Consider the following 20,799-nt stretch of genomic DNA (forward strand, 5'->3'; position numbering starts at 1 on the left):
TCAGGCCTCCTTCCGCTCGTCCGCCATCAGGAAGTTCACTCCCGTCCGCCGGGAGGCGCGTTCGATCATCCGGGCGCTCAGCCGACGGTGGCGCAACACCAGTTCCGCTTCATCGAGTGAGCTGCGGCCGTTCTCGATGCGGATTCTGCCATCCACGATCAGGGTGTCCACACTGCCCTGACGCGCACAGAAGACCAGGGCGGCCAGCGGATCGCTGTGTGCGCCCGAGTATTCGATGCCTTCCAGCGAGAACAGCGCGATGTCGGCGCGCTTGCCCACCGCCAGACTGCCGATGTCATCACGGCCCAGCACGCGGGCACCACCGATGGTGGCCATCTCCAGCACATCGCGCGCGCCCAGCCAGCAGGCGGGGTCGCGCAGGCGCGAAATCAGCAGGGCATTGCGCAGCTCCAGCAGCATGTTGCCGCTGTCGTTGGAAGCGCTGCCGTCCACACCCAGACTGACCGCGACGCCGGCCTGCAGCAGTTCGCAAATGCGGGCGATGCCCGAGCCCAGGCGCATGTTGCTGCTGGGGCAATGGCTCACCCCCGCACCCGCCGCACCCATCCGGGCGATTTCCTCGTCGGACAGGTGCACGCTGTGGGCGAACCAGGCGTCCTCGCCCAGCCAGTCCAGTCCTTCCACATAGGCCACCGGGCGCTGGCCGAACTGCTTGAGGCAGAATGCCTCTTCATCCAGGGTCTCGGCCAGATGCGTGTGCAGGCGCAGTCCGTGCTGGCGCGCGAAACGGGCCGTGTCACGCATTTCGGCGGAGGTCACCGAGAAGGGCGAACAGGGAGCCAGCACCAGCCGGGTCATCGCGCCGGGCGAGGCATCATGATACTCGGCCAGCAAGCGTTCGGTATCTGCACGGATTTCGGACTCGGTCTGTACCACATCATCCGGGGGCAATCCTCCCTGGCTGCGCCCCAGCGACATCGATCCCCGGGTGGGCATGAAGCGCAGCCCCAGGTCGCGCGCGGCGCGGATCTGGGCGTCGATCAGGTGGGGCGAGGCCTGCCGCGGAAACAGATAGTGGTGATCGCTGCTGGTGGTCGTGCCGGACTTCATCAGTTCCAGCAGGCCCAACTGGGCTCCGGCGAAGACACAGTCCTCGTCCAGCTCGCGCCAGACTTCGTAATGGTTCAGCAGCCAGTCGAAAAGGCCCTGATCCTGCATCCGGGGAATCGCGCGGGTCAGGCTCTGGTAGAGGTGGTGATGCGTGTTGACGAAACCCGGCAGCACCACCATGCCCGTGGCGTCCAGCTCGCGGTCGGCGGGGCCGGGGGCGGGGCCGGGGCCGACCGAGGTGATCACCCCATTTTCGAAGCGGATGTGTCCGCCCGTGAATTCCCGGCGCTGCCCGTCCATGGTGGCCACACGCAGGGCGTTGTGGATCTGCAGGGAACTCATGGTGCGGGCTCCTCAAGATTCATCGCCGGGTGAGCCGAGAGTTCCTCGAGCAGCAGCCAGAGTTCGGCGGCGCGCCTGAGCGAGACGGGCGCGCCTTCCGGGCAGTCCAGATGTGCGTCAAGCAGCGTGAAATTCTCCGGATCGAAGCTGGCTTCGACTCCCGGGGCCGTGTACTCCAGTCGGTCTTTCCGGCGTTGAAGGCGCGACTCGCCCTTGGCCCCCCGGGCGCGGATCAGGTCGCCCTGCAGCAGCACGCCGTTCTCCTCCTGGGCCAGACTGGCTTCGGTGAGACAGAGCCGTGGCTTGTCCTTCCAGGGATCTCCGGATGTGGGGCAGAAGGTGGTGCAGTTGCCGCACTCATTGCAGAAATCGGCGACGTTGATGATCTGTGGATGCTGGCTCACCACGAAGCGCTCGTGGCCGACGGTGCGCACGCCGGTACCCGCGCGGGTCAGCAGGGGCAGGTCGAAGTCCCATGTGCGCCGGCCGCTGAGCGTGTAAGTCAGGTTGGCCATGTTGGGGCAGACCGTGGTGCACACGCTGCAGACCAGATCGCACTGCAGGCAGCGGGCCGCTTCCGCGCGCGTGGCCTCGGGGCTCAGTCCCGGATGCACCAGTTCGAAGTTGTCACGATCGCTCAGGGGGCGTTCCGGAAGCTCGGGGCCGAAACTGCGGGTAGCCAGCATGCCCATGGCCTGGCTCACGCTGAACTCGCGCGCAGGATCTTCGGCCCGTGCGTCGGGCGTGATGCCCAGCCGCTCCAGCATGCGTCGCGCGGCACGCTGGCCGTCGCCCATGGCCAGAATCAGGCTGGAGGCCCCGCGCACCGCATCGCCGCCCGCGAAGACGCCGGGCAGGCAGGTCTCGCCCGTGGCGGGATTCGTGTCCAGCGCGGGCTCGGGGAAGAAGTCCAGCACCACGTCCTGGCCGATGGCCGTGATCAGCGTGTCCGCCTCGATCAGGAAGTCCGATCCGGGCAGCGGCACCGGACGCGGGCGGCCGCTGGAGTCGGGCGGACCGGCCTGCATGCGCTGGCAGCGCAGGGCGGCAAATCGGCCATTCTTCAGTTCGATGCCCACCGGGGCCACCATTTCCACCAGAGTGACTCCTTCGGCGATGGCCGCGGCGATCTCGTCCCGGTCGGCGGGCATGTCGGCGCGACTGCGGCGGTACAGGCAGAGCACCTCGCCCGCGCTTCCCACCAGACGCCTGGCCGTGCGCAGCACGTCCATCGCGCTGTTGCCGCCCCCGACCACGGCCACCCGGGAACCCAGTTCGTGCAGGGTGCCCGAGCGCACATCTTCGAGGAAATGGAGCTGGTTCATCACGCCGGGGGCGCTTTCGTGCTCCAGCCCGAGACGTTTGTTGGCCTGGGCGCCCACACCCAGATAGACCAGATCGTGTTCGGCGCGGATCTTCGCGAAGTCGTTCCCCGTCACGGGCTGGTCCAGTCGCAGGTCCGCGCCCAACTGGCGAATCAGGTCCAGATCGGCGTGCAGGCTGGTCTCGTCCATGCGGAACACGGGAATCGCGCCGGAGACCATGCCGCCGGACATCGGCTTGCTTTCATACAGACTCACCTGCACTCCGGCCAGGGCCAGGAACCAGGCGCAGCTCAGGCCCGAGGGCCCGGCACCGATCACGGCCACCCGCTGGTCGTGCCTGGTCTGGATGGCGTGCCCGGCCAGTCCCTGACTGTGCTCGGCGATGGCACGCTTGATCTCGCGGATCAGCAGCACGTTGTCGGTGTTCATGCGAGTGCACTTGCTCTGGCAGAGGTGGTCGCAGACCTTTCCCGTGATGTGGGGCAGCGCGTTCTCGCGCAGGATGGCATGCCGTGCACGTTGCATCTCGCCCCGGGCGGCCCAGTACATGTACTCGGGCACGTCCTGACCCACCGCGCAACACTCGGTGCATGGCGCCTGCACGCAGTCGAAGGCATTCAGCGGGCGTGGCGTCTTGATGTTGTGATACGGGAAGGAGTCCTTGCGGTAGGCCTTCAGCGCGGGCGTGTCGCGGTCCAGTTCGGCCAGCACGGCCAGGGCGCTGCGTTCCGGACTGGAAGGATGGCCACCGCGCGTGAGGATCAACTGGTCCAGATCCGCGGCATTCACGTGATCCATTTCCTTGCGGATCTCGCTCAGGTACTGCCCCAGGCGCGGGTAGCCCCCGGGCTTGAGCAGGTCGGTGCAGACGGTCAGTGGTTTCAGTCCGGCCGCCAGCAGACCGGCGGCGTTGAAACAGTCGACTCCGGCGGAGAAGGAGATGTCCAGCGTGCCCTCGAAGGTCCGCTGCAGCCGGTGGGCCACCCGCAGACTCAGCGGATGCAGGGCGCGTCCGCTGAGATACATCATCGTTTCCTTTTCCGGGAAGACGGGCCGCAGATTCTGCACTTCCAGCGTGTTGGTGAGCTTCAGGCCGAACTCGACACCGCTGGCCTCGCCGCAGGCGCGCAGCTCGCGGATCAGGTCCACGCCGTCATCCCACTTCAGATCGTGCTCGAAGGCGGCGTCCGGCACGCTCACGGGAAAACCCAGGGTGTCGTTCAGCAACGGGCGCAACTCAGCGGGACCCAGCAGGGTGGGGTTGAGCTTGACCGTGGTGTGCAGGCCGCGCTCTTCCATGAGGTACCGCGCGATGCGGCCGATCTCGTCGGGCGGGCAGCCGTGCATGGTGGACAGCGTGATGCTGTTGGACAGCCGGGCCGGCACGGTCAGGCGGCGCGCGTCGGGCCAGAGAGGAGCCAGTTCGTCCAGTTTGGCCCGCAGGGCCTCGCCGCTGTCGTCCATGGCCTGGAAGAAGCGCTGGACATTGGGCTTGAGAATGCCTTCGAGGTTGTAACCCACACTCAGGTTGAAGATCAGCCCGGGACCTTCGGCCCCGGAGGTCGTCTGCCAACCGAAGCGTTCGCGAAGCAGGTGGATCAGCAGCCAGGCGTTGCGGTATTCGTCAATGGATTCTTCCAGCCGCAGCTCCTGCGACCATTCGCAGTTGTAACCCTCGTCTTCCATGTCGATGCAGGGTTTGCTGATCTCCAGCTCGTCCAGGGTCTGCACGGTCTTCAGTTCGATGTAACGGGCCCCGCAGAGCCAGGCCACCACGATGTTGTGCGCCAACTGGGTCTGCGGCCCGGCGGCCACACCGATCGGCGTCTCCAGGACCTGGCCGTAGCGGCTCATCCGGAACGGATCACGCGCGCTGGGTGTGAAGAAGAGCTCCCGCGGAATGCCGAAAAGCGTGCCGGCGGGTTCTTCCTTCAGGATCCATTTCAGGTACTGGGGCGCCGTGAGACGCGAGAAGCGGTCGCTCATTGCGGGTCCTCAGTCGTTCAGCAGCCCGCTCTTGCGGGCCTGGTCCTCGAAAGCCGCCAGGGTGGGCTCGATGGTCGGCGCCTCGGGCAGACGCCGCCCTGCGGCGCTCACGTCCTTGAGACCACTGCCGGTCACCAGCACGCAGACCCGCTCGCCGGGCTTGATCAGGCCTTCGGCCAGCGCGGGGCGCAGCCCGGCCCAGGCGGCCGCTGCGGCCGGCTCGGCAAAAAGTCCCCGGCGCGAGAGCTCCTGCTGGGCCGCCAGGATTTCCTCGTCACTCACGATCAGCGCTCCGCCCCCACTCTGGCGCACGGCGCGCAGGGCCTTGAGTCCATCGCGCGGGCGATCCACCGAGATGCTGTCGGCCACGGTGCGGGCCTTCACGGGCACGATGTCGGTGTCCTGCCGCAGCGCGGTGCAGATCGCGGCGGATCCGGCGGCCTGCACGGCCGTGATCCGGGGCATGCTCTCGATCCAGCCCAGGGCCAGCAGGTCGGCGAAGCCCTTGTACACACCGCCGATGATGCAACCGTCACCCACGGGAACCAGCACGTGGTCGGGTGGACGCCAGTCCAGTTCCTCGGCGATCTCCAGCGCCACGGTCTTCTTGCCCTCGCTGAGCACGGGGTTGACCCCCGTGTTGCGCATGTACCAGCCCGTGCGTCGCACCACCTCGGTGGCCAGATCGAAGGCGTCGTCGTAACTGCCGTCCACCTTGAACAGGCTGGCACCGTACTGACGAATCTGCACCAGCTTGGCCTCGGGAGCCGCGGCCGGAGCGAAGATCACGGCCCGCCGACGCTGAAAGGCGCACAGGGCGGACAGGGAGGCGGCCGCGTTGCCCGTGCTGGCGGCCACGAGGGTGTCGGCGCCCAGTTCCACCGCATGACGGATCGCCACCTCGCTGGCGCGGTCCTTGAGACTGGCGCTGGGGTTGCGGCAATCGTCCTTGAGCCACAGTCGCCCCAGACCCAGTTCGGCCGCGGTGCGCGGAAAGTTGACCAGCGGCGTGCCGCCCACCTGCAGGCTGGAATTGTCGGGACCGTCCTCCACGGGCAGCAGGGGCAGGTAGCGCCAGAGGTCCCGCCGCCCATCGTGACGTAGCCCCGAGCGGCGCCAGCGCGCGGCGATGGCCGCATGGTCGAAGACCAGTTCCAGATTCTCGCCGCAGGCCTCGCAGACCAGTCTGAAGGGCTGGGTCGTGTACTCGGCGCCACAGCCCATGCAGCGGGATCCGGAGAGTCGGGTGGACAGAGGTATCACAGGGACCTCACTGATAACGGGCGGCCATGCCCGTGCGCTCGTTGAAGGCCCGGATCTTCTCGTCCCACTCCTCCACGCGCGAATACTGCTGCTCCCAGTAGTCGTCCTGAGTCCACTGGGCATTCAGCTCGGTGGCCGTCTTGCCCTGCTGCTCGACCCAGGTGAAATACTTGAGGTTGTGCATGCGCTTGCGGTCCTGCCAGGACAGTTCCAGCAGGTGGTCGACGCCCGTGTCCAGCAGGCAGTGCTCGAAGTCCACGGCGGCCTGGGTGGGCGTGTATTCGCCCCGCTCGTCATTCATTTCGGCCAGGCGCGAACGGTACATGTCGAGCGAGTCGGTGGCCACGGTGAACAGTGTGTCACGGGAATTCATCTCCCAGTAGCGCGCCATCTTGATCGCGCCCAGCACATTGGCGATGCCCGAGATGCCCAGGTTGTCCAGCTGGCTCACCACGGTGGGGTCCACGCCCTGCTCGATCAGGCGTGCCTTGCCCGCGGGTTCGTTGAAGAGGCGCAGCAGACGCATCACGTGCTCGTCGCGCAGATCCACCACCATGTCGGTGTTCTTCATGTTGTGCACCCAGGGCACATGCTTGTCGCCGATGCCTTCGATGCGGTGCGCGCCGAAGCCATTCAGCAACAGGGTCGGACATTCGAGCGCTTCGCCCGCGCCGATCTTGATCAGCGGAAAGCGCGTGCGCAGGTAATCGCCGCTGCCCAGGGTTCCCGCGGAGCCCTGGGTGAGGAACAGGCCGCTGAAGCGGTCGCCGGGCTGGCTGGTGGTCTGGAAGACTTCTTCCATCGCGGGCCCCGTGACCCAGTAGTGCCACATGGGGTTGCCGAACTCGGCGAACTGGTTCAGCACCACGATCGAGTCCCCGTGGCGGGCCTTGAGCTCGTGGACCTTGTCGTAGATCTCCTTGACGTTGCTCTCGCCACCCGGAGTACGGATCACCTCGGCGCCCACTTCCTCGAGCCACTCGAAACGCTCGCGCGACATCTCGTCGGGCAGCACCGCGATGGAGGGACAGCCCAGCAGGCGCGAATTGAAGGCCCCTCCGCGGCAGTAGTTGCCCGTGGAGGGCCAGAGCGCTTTCTGGGTGGTGGGGTCGAAGTCTCCGCTGACCAGCTTTTCCACCAGAGGGCCGAAAGTGGCGCCCACCTTGTGTGCGCCCGTGGGAAACCAGCGTCCCAGCAGTACCACGATGCGCGCCGGCACACCGGTCAGTTCGGGGGGCAGCACCATGTGATTCACGCCACCATGTCCGCCACCGCTGGGTACGGGCTCGTTCTTCCAGGAAATGCGGAAGAGATTGCGCGGGTTGATGTCCCACAGGCCGATCTGCTTCAGCTCCTCGTGCACACCCGCGGGCATCAGCTCGGGGTGGGCCATCTGGCGATAGGTGGGAATCAGGATGTTCTGTTCGCGGCAGCGGGCCACGGTGGCCGCCAGGACTTTGTCACGGTTCATCGTCATCGTCCGTTCATGGTGAGGGCCATCACGGCCTTGGAAGTGTGCAGGCGGTTCTCGGCTTCGTCGTAGACCACCGAGTGCGGGCCGTCGATCACCGAATCCTCGACCTCGTTGTTGCGGTCGGCGGGCAGGGCGTGCATGTAGAGCGACTCGGGCGCGGTCAGCGCCATGCGTGCCTCGGTGCACTTCCAGCCACGATTGGCTTCCAGTTTCGCATCCACCACCGTGGTGCTGGTGTCGGCCACCCAGCTGCCCCAATTCTTGGGAATCACCACATCCGCGTCACGGTAGGCCTCGTCCTGGTCGTGGATCACGCGAAAGCTGCCGCCATTGGCCCGCGCATTGGCTTCGGCCTCGGCCAGGACCCAGTCGGGCAGCGGGTAGCCTTCGGGGTGGGCCAGGGTCACGTCCATGCCGAAGCGCGGGAAGAGCAGCGCCTGCGAGAGCGGCACCGAGATCGGCTTCTTGTGACTGGTGGCGAAGGCCCAGATGATGCTCACCTTGCGTCGCTTGAGATCGCGCAGTTTCTCCTGCATGGTCATCAGATCCGCGATGGCCTGCAGCGGGTGATACAGATCGCACTGCATGTTGATCACGGGCACCCGGCTCCATTTCGCCAGCTCATTGAGATAGGCATTGCCCTGCTGCCAGAAGCAGTTGCGGCAGGCGATGGCGTGCCCGTAGCGCGAAAGGATCACGGCCGTGTCCTTGGGGACCTCGCCGTGAGCCACCTGCATGGTGCTGGTGTCCAGAAAGTGACCGTGGCCACCCAGCTGGGTGATGCCGGCTTCCATCGAGTTGCGCGTGCGCGTGCTCTGCTCGAAGAACATCATGAACAGGGTCTGGTTGTGCAGGGTGTCGGTCAGTTCGCCCATGGCGAAACGGCGCTTGAGAGTGGTGGAGACGTCGAGAAGGGTTTCAATCTCCTCGCGGGACCAGTCGCGCAGCGTGATGAAGTGCTTGCCGCGGAAGGTGCTCTGCATGGTGTCCTCGAATTGGATGGCTGCACGAACGGGGGTCGCCGGGGGCTCAGGCCCGGGGCGCACGACGGGAGTAACTGCCCGGCAGGGCGGCGTAGAGGGCGGCCGCCTTGACCAGGTGATCCTTCCAGGTGATTTCATTGGGGGCGTGGGCCTGCTCCTCGGCGCCGGGGCCGAAGCCGATGCAGGGAATGCCGAAACGGCCCATGATGGCCACGCCATTGGTGGAGAAGGTCCACTTGTCCACCGTGGGCTCGCTGCCGAAGAGGCCGCGATATCCTTCGACCAGCGCCTGTGTCACAGGATGGTCTTCGTCGATCAGCCAGGTGGGAAAGTAGGCCTCGGTCGGATAGACCAGACCGGTCCAGGAGGCGCGCGCGTAGTCGTACATCTCGACAATGGCCCCGGCGGCCTGCACGGCGGGCAGGGCCTGGATCTCGGCGATGGCCGACTCGGCAGTTTCGCCCACGGTCAGGCGGCGGTCCACGGAAATCCAGCAGCCGTCGGCCACCGCACAGCGAGAGGGCGAGGTGAAGAAGATCTCGGACACCGTGAGCGTGCCCTTGCCCAGAAAGTCGTGATCGGCCAGGCGCGTGTTCAGTTCTTCCAGTTCGCCCAGGATGTGACCCATGGCGTAGATCGCGTTCTTGCCGCGCTCCGGCGCGCTGCCATGGGCGCTGACCCCGCGGGTTGTCACGCGGATTTCCATCCGCCCGCGCTGGCCGCGGTAGATCCGGCAGGAAGTGGGTTCGGTGGAGACCACGAATTCCGGCCTGAGGCCGTGTTCCTTGATCAGATACTGCCAGCAGAGACCGTCGCAGTCTTCTTCCTGCACGGTGGCGGTCATCAGCACGGTGCAGTCGGCGGCCAGATCCAGCTCCTTGATCAGTTTGCCCGCATAGACCATCGCGGCCATGCCGCCTTCCTGGTCACTGGCTCCGCGGCCACCGATGACCTGTTCGTCTTCCATGCCCTGATGAGGGTCAAAGGTCCAGTTGGCACGGTTGCCCACACCCACCGTGTCGATGTGCGCGTCAAAGGCGATCACGCGCGGACCGTTGCCGATGCGTCCGATCAGGTTGCCCATGCCGTCGATCTCGGTGGAATCGAAACCCACCTTCTCCATTTCCCGCTGGATCAGCTTGATCACGGGCTCCTCGAATGTGCTTTCGCTGGGCAGGGCGATCATCGCGCGCAGAAAGGCGCTCATTTCCGCCTTGCTGGCTTCGGCGGCGGACAGGATCTGGGCGGGGGTCTTCATGGAGTGTCCTGGGTTCGTGTTGAATGTGTGATCCATCTCAAGTCGATTGCGCGGTCCCGCCGCGTTCAGGTCAGCGCGGCCATGCGCTGCCAGAGGTCGGCGGCCCGGGTGCGCGCGTCCTTCAGAATGGCCGTTTCATCCAGCTCGGTGACGTGTCCATCGCGAATCCGGAAGCGGCCATCGCAATACACATCGCTGGGTTTTTCCAGCCCGAAGAGCAGGTGCGCGGACAGGTTCTGCGGAAGGACGGGCGTGCGCTCACGGTAGTCGTGAAACACGAGGTCCGCGGGTTGTCCCGGCTCGATGCGGCCGATTTCACGACCGAAGATCCGGGAGGCGATCAGTGGATTGTTCTGGAACAGCAGGCGCAGATAGTCCACCGAGGGAGTGCCAGGTGTGCGCACGGCCGAGGCGATCAGCGTGCCTTCCTTGGCTTCGGCCAGCATGTTGGCCTGCATGCCATCGGTGCCCAGACCGGTCAGGCAGGTGTTGAAGGCCAGATTGCCCAGCGAGCCCACGCGATTGTTGGCGTTGGAGCCGGGATTGTGCACCAGGCAGCACTTGCGCTGCTCGAGCAATTGCAGCTCATCGCGACGCAGGTGCAGACCGTGGATCACAAGAGCATGTTCGTCCAGCAGGCCGAAGGCATCCAGGCGCGCCACCACACCCGGCTGCTTGCGCTTGTAGGCATCCGTCTGATCGGCCAGATCTTCCGCAAGATGAATGTGTATCCCGGGTGTGTTGGCCTTGCGACGCAGGCGTGCCGCATCGGCCAGAGTGCTGTCGTCAAGCGTGAAGGAGGCGTGCAGTCCCAGCAGGCTGGCATGCCGCGCGTGTCCGCGCTTTGCCGTATCCAGATTCTCCTTGAGTGACTCGGTCGCGACCTTGGTGCCATTGCGGTCGCTCAGTTCGAAGGCGGTCGCCACCCGGGGCCCCACCTCGTCGGCGATCTGCTGGAGCCGTGTGAGCGAGCCCGTGATCCAGGATGGACTGGAATGATGATCGATGACCGTGGTCACGCCCCAACGCAGACATTCCAGCAGGCCCGCCCGGAAGGATGCGCTCACGGAAGGTTCGTCGAGGGCACGATCCAGTTTCCACCAGACCCGTTCAAGGATTTCGGTGAAGTTTCTGGGCGTGTTCGCGGGAGCAGGCATTCCCAGTGCCAGGGTGGAGTACAGATGGGTATGGGCGTTGATCAGACCGGGCAGTACGGTGCGGCCCTGCATGTCCAGGGAGCTGTCGGCGGCGGGAGGTCTGTCGCTGTTCGTTCCCAGAGCCGCGACCAGACCGTCATCCACAAGGATCCAGCCTTCGGGGATCAGCTCCTGTTCGGAGCCGGGGCGAATGATGCGCAATCCGCTGAGCAGCAACGAGGCCATGGGCGCTCCTTGTGGTCCGCGCCGGGCGTGAAGTGAGTTCAGGCGGGTGCGGGCCATTGTGTTCCGGGGGGAGGCGGGTGGCCCCGGGGGATTCGGGGGGCCGTGTCATACCACGTCCGTTGGCAGGAGGTTCACGCAGGGAACCTGACTGGTGACCATGGCGGGGCCCGCTAGCCGCGCCGGGCACGGAAGGTATGGAACAGCCTCCCCGCATTCAAGCTGCGGGATTGTTGCTCAGCTTGTCTGCTCGCGTGCTGATTCCTCTCGCGTGACGTGGGCCAGGGCTTCTTCCAGGCTGCCCCAGCAGCGCTGTTCGAGCAACTCGTCGAAGTGGCCTGAACTGGCCAGGGCGTTGGTGCAGGCCGTATTCAGTTCCGCCAGCAGAAGGGTGACTCCCGCATTGCGCGCGTCGCGCATCAGGCGCCTCAGAACGGCCACCCCGCTGCCGTCCAGCAACAGCACGTTGTTCATGCGCAGCACCAGCCAGCGTGTGCCACGGTGCATGCTGCGGATTTCGCTCTCGAAACGCCCTGCCGCACCAAAGAAGAATGCACCGTGCACCTCGAAGACCTGGGTGCTGGGTGGAATGCTCAGCTGGCTGAGGGCGTCGGGACGATCGTAATAGGTGGCGTGGCCACCGTCGGCCTTCATCGCCAGCAGAGGACGGACCTCACTGGCTTCGGCCATCCGGCTCATGAAGAGGAACGAGGCCAGCACCATCGAGACCTGCAGTGCGACACCCACGCCCATCACCACGGTCAGGCCGAAGGTCAGCAGCAGGACCGCCCGATCGTGGGCTTCGGAGTTGAGCAGTTGCCGGAAGTCATGGACATCGCTCAGGTTCCAGGCCAACTGGATCAGCAGTCCGGCCAGGGCGGGCACGGGAATTCTGCCGGCAAGGGGAATCAGCAGCAGGCCCGCGGGCACCAGAATCAGCACCTGGAGGATTCCGGCCAACGGACTGCGGGCGCCCAGTCGCACATTCAATCCCGTGCGCCGGATCAGGCCGGCGACAGGCAGGGCCGCCAGCATGCCGGAAGCCAGATTCGCCAGACCGTGTGCCACCAGCTCGGTGCTGTCGTGGCTGCGCCCGCCAATCCTTCCGTCGGCCACCACGGCCGAGAGCAGGGCTTCCAGGCCGGCCAGCAGGGCAATTCCCAGAGCCGGCAGGAAGAGCGCACCCAGGATTGCCGGATCGCGAATCAGGCTGGGCGCTTCGAAGCGGATCGACGGGGGACCGGAAAACAACCCGGCCAGCGTGAGTTCAGGTGTGGGCAGCAGGGTGTTGAGAAAGGCCAGCACACAGACCGCCAGCAGGCCACCGGGCAGCCAGGGCCAGCGCCGGGGGATGGTCTGGTAGCTGATGGCCGTGATTGCCGCCATCAGAATCGCGAACAGGGAAGGTGTATCCCAGTTGTGCACCAGGGACTGGAAGGAGTGGAGCAGCGTGCCCGCCGTGGGTTCGGCATCCAGTCCCAGAGCCGGAGAAATCTGTGAGGCCAGCAGACACAGGGCCAGACCCGAGGACAGGCCGACGATCACGGGGTGAGGCACATACTGCAGCCAGCGCCCGAGATCCGTGGCGCCCAGCACCAGCAGCATCACGCCGGCCAGCACGGTGGCTGTCGCCAGACCGGACACGCCCCACTGCTGCACGACGGGACCGGCGATCACGATGAAGGCCGCCACCGGACCGCCGATCTGGACGCGGCTGCCGCCAAAGAGCGAAATCAGCAGGCCACCCAGAATGGCTGCCAGCATTCCGTAGGCGGGGGGCAGGCCGCAGGCCATCGATACGCCCAGGGCCAATGGAATGGCCACCAGACCCTGGATCAGTCCGGCCTTCAGGTCCAGCAGGAAGGCCTGTCGCCCATAGGCCCTGAAGGAGGAGAACACCTTGGGCTGAAAGCGCTGAGGACGCTCCGGCCCCCCGGACGCTGGCCTGGACGTTGCGGTACTGGCAACCATGTGGTTGGCTCCCGGAGATGACCTGATGGGATTGTTATGCTGCGACGGGCGAATATACCTCTCGCACGAAGGAAAACGGATCGGGGTGCTGGCACTCCTTGCCGACGCGCGAACACTTACCATAAAGGAGGTCGTCATGGTGCTTGCCGCCATCCGGGGGGAACTGACCCGCTATCGGCAGCTGGGAGAAGCCGCCATCTCGCGCACCAGCGATCAGGGGCTTCATGCGACGCTCGGTACGGAGCTGAACTCGATCGCGGTGCTGGTGCGGCACATCGGAGGCAACCTGCGGTCACGCTTCACGGATTTCCTGGTCAGCGATGGGGAGAAGGAGTGGCGGGACCGTGAGGGCGAATTCGACGCCTCCGCACGATCGCGCGCCGAACTGCTTGAGGACTGGACCCGTGGATGGGACTGCCTCGAGAAGGCGCTTGGCGAACTGGATGAGCACTCTCTGGGGCGAACGGTACGAATCCGTGGAGTGGAGCTGTCGGTGATCGACGCACTGGAACGGTCCCTGGCCCATCTTGCCTACCATGTGGGGCAGATCGTTCTGCTGGCGCGCTGGCAGGCAGGCACCGACTGGCAGTCCCTGAGCATCCCCCGGGGAGGTACCGCAGCTTACAACATGAATCCGGACAAGGAACGCCAAACAATGCATGGCCAGAGCAAAACGAGTGGTCGGCAAAGCTGATGAATCGTTCGCTGACGCCGGTGTCTCCTCTGCAAGAAGTTGTTCAAGAGTGGTCACTCGCTGCCGGATGTCGTCCTCATTTTTGACGCCGCCTGCATGTCAACGGAAGTTCCTGAGATGCTGGCGTGGGCAAGAATTCAGGGATTTTTCCACCAAGTCAAACAATATCAAAGCTATAGATGGCATTGTGATCGCGATCACAAGCCTTCTGGCACATGAGTTGCTATTCTCTCGACTGCTGCAGGACGGGTTCCTTGCTGCGGCAACGGGTGCAAACCCGACGAGTTCGGTCCTTCTGATCAACCTGCATAGAAAAAAACTGGAGACACACATGAAGAAGCTGATTCTTTCTGCTGCTTGCCTGGGCCTGGCCGCCACCGCGATGGCCGAGTACCAGATCGACTTCGATCCCACCATGATGCCCGCCGGCCATGGCTATCCCAGCTGCGTTGCCAACATTGGCTTCGTCGCCCCCGGCACCGCCTATGATGCCGTGATGTCCGGACCCTCCGGTTTCCCCGAGATGTATCATGCCGTGTGGACCAACGACGGTCAGGTGTTCAGCCCGACCCCCATCAACTCCATCGACATGTCCTTTGATTGCAACGGCCAGATGGTGACCTACAGCGTGCCCTTCCAGCCGTTCAGCACCTTCTACCTGCCCGGCCCCGCCAATCCCCCCGCCGGCCCGACCGACTTCGGCGTTGACATGAGCGGTGATTGCAACGGTGGTGGCACCATCGGTACCGAAGACCTGCCCGTCGCCTTCGACCTGGGCAATGCCTTCCCGAACCCCTTCAACCCCAGCACCACGATCAGCTTCGCCCTGCCGACCGCTGAGCTCGTGAAGCTGAACATCTTCAACATCACCGGTCAGAAGGTTGCCACCCTGGCCAACGAGATGATGGTTCGCGGCACCCACGAAGTGACCTTCGATGCCTCCGCCCTGAGCAGCGGCGTGTACATGTACACCATCGAAGCCGGCAACTTCACCGCCACCAAGAAGATGGTCCTGGTGAAGTAATTCACCCGATCCTGCATTCTTCGAGCGGCCCGTCTTCGGACGGGCCGCTTTCGTTTTTCCAGGTGTGAACCGAAGCTCACACCCCGCCTGTGACTCGCGGGTTACTCATGGTGTGGCGATCGGGCGATTTTGCACGCAAAGCCAAAGGCATCCGTCCTGTTCCTGGGGGGATGCAAGCTCCCAGCGGAATGACTTTTTGATGCAAGCCATTGATATTGAACCAATTGGAAGATGTCGTGGGTTGGAGGGGCGAGTTGCACGCAAGATCGGTGCGGTCTGGCACATGGATTGCAATGTCTTCATCAGTCGCACGCTGACGCGACATCGACAGAACATTCACAACTGCAGTATTACCCGAGTCGATCCAAACACTGAGTCGACACACAAGGAGGAAGTGATGAAGAAAGCTCTTGTTCTGACCCTGACCGGCATCCTGGCCGTCGCCGCGTTCGCCACCGAGTCCGATCCGTCCAACACCGTCGGTTTCATCAACCAGACCGTCGGTACCGGTTTCAGCACCTTCGCCGCCTGCCCCGTGGGCACCGCCGCTGGCGTGGCCGCTGGCGACTACATCGGTGGACAGGGAACCGCCGGCGACGTGATCTACGAGCGTTCCGGTGCCGCCTGGGTGGCCTACGCCTGGTCCGCCGCCTGGACCGGCCTGACCTTCACCTACAACAACGCCTACCTGTATCGCAACAACAGCGGCAGCGCCCAGAGCCTGGTCATTGCCGGTGACGTGATCGCCGAAGGCACCAACCTGACCATGCGCAACTTCACGACCGGTTTCAATGGTTTCGGCAACCCCCTGCCCATGAACGTGGACCTGGACTCCGACGACCTGACCCTGGCCGCTGACGGCTTCAGCGCCGGCGACATCATCTACGCCCACAACGGAACCGCCTGGGTGGCCTTCACCTACAACGGAACCACCTACGGTCTGGACCTGCTGGCCGGTGAGTCCTATCTGGTCAAGATCAACAGCGCCGCCTTCACCTGGGATTACACCGTTGGTGCCGCCCCCGCCGCCGTGCAGGCTCCCGCCACCCGCAAGGTGTCCAAGACCCAGACGATCAGCGCCCTGAACTAAGGTCAGCGTACCTGTCAACAGCCAAACAACGGAGACTACAATGAAGAAAATGATCCTTTCCGCCGCTGTTCTGGGCCTGGCCGCCACCGCGATGGCCGAGTACCAGATCGACTTCGATCCCACCATGCTGCCCGTCGGCCATGGCTATCCCAGCTGCGTTGCCAACATTGGCTTCGTCGCCCCCGGCACCGCCTATGATGCCGTGATGTCCGGACCCTCCGGTTTCCCCGAGATGTATCATGCCGTGTGGACCAACGACGGTCAGGTGTTCAGCCCGACCCCCATCAACTCCATCGACATGTCCTTTGATTGCAACGGCCAGATGGTGACCTACAGTGTGCCCTTCCAGCCGTTCAGCACCTTCTACCTGCCCGGCCCCGCCAATCCCCCGGCCGGCCCGACCGACTTCGGCGTTGACATGAGCGGCAGCTGCGAAGGTATCGTCACCGATACCGAAGACCTGCCCGTCGCTTTCGACCTGGGCAATGCCTTCCCGAACCCCTTCAACCCCAGCACCACGATCAGCTTCGCCCTGCCGACCGCTGAGCTCGTGAAGCTGAACATCTTCAACATCACCGGTCAGAAGGTTGCCACCCTGGCCAACGAGATGATGGTTCGCGGCACCCACGAAGTGACCTTCGATGCCTCCGCCCTGAGCAGCGGCGTGTACATGTACACCATCGAAGCCGGCGACTTCACCGCCACCAAGAAGATGGTCCTGGTGAAGTAATTCACCCGAACCCGTATTCTGCGAGCGGCCCGTCTTCGGACGGGCCGCTTTTGTTTTTGCCTGCGGCGATCCGACAAGCGATGTTGTACTTCGTTCAAACGGTTCATGCGCCACTCCTGCGAGCGAGACGATCATTCCCCTTGTGTTGCGTTCTGACCGGAAGTCCCCTTCTTGTCCATGCATCGGTCCTGGAGGTTCACCATGATGACACGCTTCCTTTCCGCCGCCGTTCTGGGCCTGGCCGCCACCGCGATGGCCGAGTACCAGATCGATTTCGATCCCACCATGCTGCCCGCCGGCCATGGTGAGCCCTCCTGCGTGGCCCACATCGGCTTCGTGGCCCCCGGCACCGCCTACAACGCCGTGATGTCCGGCCCCTCCGGCTTCCCCGAGATGTACCATGCCGTGTGGACCAACGACGGCCAGATCTTCAGCCCGACCCCGATCAACTCCATTGACTTGTTCTTCTATTGCAGTGGCCAGAGGACCTTCAGCGTGGCCTTCGCCCCGTTCAGCACCTTCTACCTGCCTGGGCCTGCCAACCCGCCTGCCGGTCCGACCAACTTCGGCGTCGATGTCGGTAATTGCGATATGGGAATCATCAGCGTTGATGACCTGCCCGTGGTCTTCGAGCTTGCGGAGCCTTTCCCCAATCCATTCAATCCCAGCAGCACGATCAGCTTCGCCCTGCCGACGGCTGAGCTCGTGAAGCTGAACATCTTCAACATCACCGGTCAGAAGGTTGCCACCCTGGCCAACGAGATGATGGTTCGCGGCACCCACGAAGTGACCTTCGATGCCTTCGCCCTTAGCAGCGGGGTGTACATGGTCACCATCGAAGCCGGCAACTTCACGGCCACCAGGAAGATGGTCCTGATGAAGTGATTCACCCGGACCAGTGTTCTGCGAGCGGTCCGTCTTTGGACGAGCCGCTTTTCATTTGCTTTCACGCAGGCAGGCAGCGATGTTCGCAGCGGAATCGGAGGTCAGCGGATGCGACGACATGCTGGACGGTCGAAAGCTGGCCCGAGGCGGACATCGGAGACGCGTCACCGGAACCAATGGGCAGGGAGGGCATCATGACACGCTTGCTGCTTTGGATTGTCTTTCTGGGTCTCGCCGCACGTGCCGAGGCGGAGTTCCAGATTGACATCGACCCCGGCCAGCTGCCGCAGGGCATGGAGATCGTGGCCATCAACGCCTGTTTCAACAGCCCCAATGGCATCCCGCTGGGGTGCTACGACGCCGTGGTATCCGGCCCTTCCGGAACACCAGCGATGTACCACGTCGTCTGGGCAATCGACTCGGTGCTGAACCAGGCCTGGGTTTCAAGCATCACACTCGACTATCTGTGTGGTGATGTCATCCGCACATCCAGTCTTGCTCCCGGCCAGTACGAAATGTGGTACTTCCCGGGCCCGGCCAATCCGCCGGTCGCGCCAACCGGTTTCCCCGGAATTGATCCCAACATGCAGTGCCGTTCCTCCCAGGCTGAAGATCTTCCCGTGGACTTCGCGCTGAACCCCGCCTTTCCCAATCCCTTCAATCCCAGCACGACCATTCGCTTCACTCTGCCGACCGCCGAGTTCGTCAGGTTGACCGTCTTTGATCTGGCCGGGCGACAGATGGCCACCCTGGCCAACGAGATGCTGGCGCGCGGCACTCACGACATGATCTTCGATGCGTCTGCGCTGGGCAGCGGCGTGTACATGGTCACTATCGAAGCCGGCAACTCCACCGCCACACGAAAAGTGCTTCTGCTGAAGTGATGCGTTCTGTTGGTCGTCATTGAATGGACCAGACAAAGGGAGAACAGATGAGAACAGCAATCACACTCGGGATTGCATGCGCCCTGTCGGTGCCAGCAATTGCCGAATACCAGATAGACCTCGATCCTTCCAGTCTCCCTCATGGATTCAATTACTCAGGCGTCAGCGGTTGTCTGTCAGGAATGGATGGCAATCCGCTGGGTTGTTTTGATGCCGTGATCTCGGGATCGAGCGGCTTTCCCGTCATGGATCATGCCGTCTGGACAATTGATGCCCAAGTACAGCTGGCATGGTTCAGCAGTATGATCCTGAGCATCGAGTGCAATGGATACCCACTGGTGTACACATTGGACTATGCCCCGTCCGAAGTCGTGTACCATGCAGGACCTGCCGATCCACCGATGAGTGGTCCGACGGATTTTGGTGTGGACAGCACCATCGACTGTCTGACATACACGGCTGATGCCATCGACCAACCCGGGCAATTCACATTGGGCCATGCTTTCCCGAATCCCTTCAACCCCAGCACCACCATCCCCTTCGCGCTGCCTGCTGCCGAGAAGGTGACGCTGACTGTCTTCAACATCCACGGTCAGAAGGTCGCCAGCCTGGCCGAGGGCTTGATGGTTCGCGGCACCCACGAAGTGACCTTCGATGCCTCCGCCCTGAGCAGCGGCGTGTACATGGTCACCATTGAAGCCGGCGACTTCACCGCCACCAGGAAGATGGTCTTGCTCAAATAGCTCTGCTGCTTCGGACATTGGCCGCTCGCCAAGGCAAATGCCCTGTTGCCGGAGGCGAGAAACTCCTTGCCCTTCCGCTGCGGACTCCGCAAGTTGCGTCCAGCAATTCAAGCATCTCCCACGCCAACCACTGACCAGCCAACGAGTCGCTTCCGTTCAACGGGAGGCATCCGTGTCTGGCGGAAAAGCGGCCCGAATGCACCCGTCCTTCCGAAAGGCATTCCGATGAAAACGGCTCTTCTTGGCATCCTGTTGGGCGCTCTGCCGCTGCTGGGGCGTGCCGAGTACCAGATTGATTTCGAACCATCCAGCCTTCCACGTCATGGCTTGCCGTTCATTTACGCCTGCTTCATCGCAGTCGATGGGACACCTTTGGGCTGTTTTGATGCTGTCTTGTCCCTCACTGATGGGTCTACCGAGATGTATCACGCGGTATGGACCAACGATTCCCAGATCCAGGAAGCCTGGTTCAGCAGCATGACCTTGATGCTCCAGTGCAACGGCCATGTGCTGGAATCGACTCTTGAGTTCGCTCCATTCGAAGTCATGTACTACGCCGGCCCTGCGAACCCGCCGGCCGCACCCACCGTCTTCCCGATCGATCCGGCCATCGACTGCCGGACGTACACGGCCGATGCGGAAGACCTGCCGGGGGCCTTCAGCCTTGGCACGGCTTTCCCCAATCCCTTCAACCCCAGCACGACCATCCGCTTTTCCCTGTCGACGACTGACCGTGTCACTCTGACGGTCTTCAATCTTGCAGGCGAAAGGGTTGCCACTCTGGCAAACGAGATCCTGGCGCGTGGCGCACATGACGTGCCTTTCGATGCCTCGGCCCTGAGCAGCGGCGTCTACATTTATACGATCGAAGCTGGTGGCGTCACTGCCACGAGCAAGATGATTCTGGCGAAGTGAGTGGTCCCGATCCGGCGGGCAGAAAGCCGGTCCATGGCGCATCCACAAGGCGCCCACAAAAGGAATGATCATGAAGCGCAGCATCGCACTTGCCGCATTGTGTGCCTTGCCAGTACTGGGAATGGCCGAGTACCAGATTGACATTGATCCGACTCAATTGCCGGCCGGTGCCACAATCCAGAGCATCTCCGGATGTTTTGATGATGTTTCGGGTCCAGAACTTGGCTGTTATGATGCAGTCTGGTATGGGCCAGATGGATTTCCCGTGATGTACCACGGCATCTGGGCCAACGATGCGGAGTTTCCGGTGCTGGCAATGTTCAGCAGCATGACCCTGCTACTGGACTGCAATGGTTTTCCGCTGGAGTACACTCTGAACATTCCTCCCCTTGTGGAATTCTACTTCCCCGGACCACCATGGCCACCCATTGCACCCACCAATTTCGGTGTTGACGGCAGCATCGACTGCAGCATGCACGCAGCGGATGCAACGGATCAGCCGGGCCAATTCATGCTGGCGGAGGCACATCCCAATCCCTTCAACCCCAGCACGACCATCCAGTTCACTCTGGCTGAAACCGGACCGGTGGATCTGGGCGTGTTCGACATCACCGGAAGACGGGTGACCACATTGGAAACAGGCATGCGGTCGAGTGGAGAACATGAGGTCGTGTTCGATGGCTCGGCGCTGGCCAGCGGGCTGTATCTGGTCAAGCTGGAAACGGGTCGGGAGGTGGCCGTGAAGAAAGTCGTGCTGGCGAAGTAGTCCGCTCTGAAGGAGA

Annotated in this window: 17 protein-coding genes; 9 read left to right on the top strand and 8 right to left on the bottom strand. The window is 63.6% G+C overall.

Translation table 11 applies throughout. The features are described from left to right. From H6678_14410 to H6678_14445, 8 genes are all read right to left on the bottom strand, one after another. Entirely contained in the window at positions 1 to 1,413 is a 1,413-nt protein-coding gene (locus tag H6678_14410; protein MCB9474989.1) for an 8-oxoguanine deaminase, read from the bottom strand. Beyond that, entirely contained in the window at positions 1,410 to 4,724 is a 3,315-nt protein-coding gene (locus H6678_14415) for an FAD-dependent oxidoreductase (GenBank protein MCB9474990.1), read from the bottom strand. Before H6678_14415 ends, H6678_14410 begins: the two co-directional genes overlap by 4 nt. 9 nt (positions 4,725 to 4,733) lie before the next feature. Then, complete coding sequence (thrC, locus tag H6678_14420) at positions 4,734 to 5,987, bottom strand: threonine synthase (protein ID MCB9474991.1); 1,254 nt, start codon at positions 5,985 to 5,987, stop codon at positions 4,734 to 4,736. 7 nt (positions 5,988 to 5,994) lie between these two features. Continuing rightward, positions 5,995 to 7,458, bottom strand: a complete 1,464-nt coding sequence (locus H6678_14425) for a pyridoxal-phosphate dependent enzyme (GenBank protein ID MCB9474992.1) — start codon at positions 7,456 to 7,458, stop codon at positions 5,995 to 5,997. A 2-nt stretch (positions 7,459 to 7,460) separates the two neighbouring features. Next, complete coding sequence (locus H6678_14430) at positions 7,461 to 8,444, bottom strand: ornithine carbamoyltransferase (protein ID MCB9474993.1); 984 nt, start codon at positions 8,442 to 8,444, stop codon at positions 7,461 to 7,463. A 46-nt stretch (positions 8,445 to 8,490) separates the two neighbouring features. Beyond that, a complete protein-coding gene (locus H6678_14435; GenBank protein ID MCB9474994.1) occupies positions 8,491 to 9,702 on the bottom strand; it encodes a YgeY family selenium metabolism-linked hydrolase in 1,212 nt (403 codons plus the stop codon). A gap of 65 nt (positions 9,703 to 9,767) precedes the next feature. After that, positions 9,768 to 11,084 carry an amidohydrolase family protein gene (locus H6678_14440; GenBank protein MCB9474995.1) on the bottom strand — a complete coding sequence of 439 codons (1,317 nt, stop codon included), beginning with the start codon at positions 11,082 to 11,084 and terminating at the stop codon, positions 9,768 to 9,770. A 234-nt stretch (positions 11,085 to 11,318) separates the two neighbouring features. After that, complete coding sequence (locus tag H6678_14445) at positions 11,319 to 13,052, bottom strand: SulP family inorganic anion transporter (protein ID MCB9474996.1); 1,734 nt, start codon at positions 13,050 to 13,052, stop codon at positions 11,319 to 11,321. Between the two features lie 136 nt (positions 13,053 to 13,188). On the opposite strand from H6678_14445, the gene H6678_14450 reads away from it, so the two are divergent. From H6678_14450 to H6678_14490, 9 genes are all read left to right on the top strand, one after another. After that, the gene (locus tag H6678_14450; protein ID MCB9474997.1) at positions 13,189 to 13,746 is read left to right on the top strand and encodes a DUF1572 family protein; all 558 of its coding nucleotides are present in this window, start codon (positions 13,189 to 13,191) and stop codon (positions 13,744 to 13,746) included. Between the two features lie 331 nt (positions 13,747 to 14,077). After that, on the top strand, positions 14,078 to 14,770 hold the full coding sequence (locus tag H6678_14455) for a T9SS type A sorting domain-containing protein (GenBank protein MCB9474998.1): 693 nt from the start codon (positions 14,078 to 14,080) through the stop codon (positions 14,768 to 14,770). Positions 14,771 to 15,167: 397 nt separating this feature from the next. Further along, positions 15,168 to 15,860 carry a hypothetical protein gene (locus H6678_14460; GenBank protein MCB9474999.1) on the top strand — a complete coding sequence of 231 codons (693 nt, stop codon included), beginning with the start codon at positions 15,168 to 15,170 and terminating at the stop codon, positions 15,858 to 15,860. Positions 15,861 to 15,900: 40 nt separating this feature from the next. Continuing rightward, on the top strand, positions 15,901 to 16,590 hold the full coding sequence (locus H6678_14465) for a T9SS type A sorting domain-containing protein (GenBank protein ID MCB9475000.1): 690 nt from the start codon (positions 15,901 to 15,903) through the stop codon (positions 16,588 to 16,590). Positions 16,591 to 16,791: 201 nt separating this feature from the next. Then, complete coding sequence (locus H6678_14470; GenBank protein MCB9475001.1) at positions 16,792 to 17,475, top strand: T9SS type A sorting domain-containing protein; 684 nt, start codon at positions 16,792 to 16,794, stop codon at positions 17,473 to 17,475. A 194-nt stretch (positions 17,476 to 17,669) separates the two neighbouring features. Beyond that, a complete protein-coding gene (locus H6678_14475; GenBank protein MCB9475002.1) occupies positions 17,670 to 18,359 on the top strand; it encodes a T9SS type A sorting domain-containing protein in 690 nt (229 codons plus the stop codon). 47 nt (positions 18,360 to 18,406) lie between these two features. Then, positions 18,407 to 19,102: a T9SS type A sorting domain-containing protein gene (locus tag H6678_14480; protein ID MCB9475003.1), complete on the top strand. Its 696-nt coding sequence runs from the start codon at positions 18,407 to 18,409 to the stop codon at positions 19,100 to 19,102. A 66-nt stretch (positions 19,103 to 19,168) separates the two neighbouring features. Beyond that, a complete protein-coding gene (locus H6678_14485; protein ID MCB9475004.1) occupies positions 19,169 to 20,017 on the top strand; it encodes a T9SS type A sorting domain-containing protein in 849 nt (282 codons plus the stop codon). 70 nt (positions 20,018 to 20,087) lie between these two features. Next, positions 20,088 to 20,783 (top strand): T9SS type A sorting domain-containing protein, encoded by a 696-nt coding sequence (locus H6678_14490; protein MCB9475005.1) that lies wholly within the window; start codon positions 20,088 to 20,090, stop codon positions 20,781 to 20,783. The last annotated feature ends 16 nt before the right edge of the window (positions 20,784 to 20,799 follow it).

Source organism: Candidatus Delongbacteria bacterium (genome assembly GCA_020634015.1).
Classification (GTDB): domain Bacteria; phylum CAIWAD01; class CAIWAD01; order CAIWAD01; family CAIWAD01; genus JACKCN01.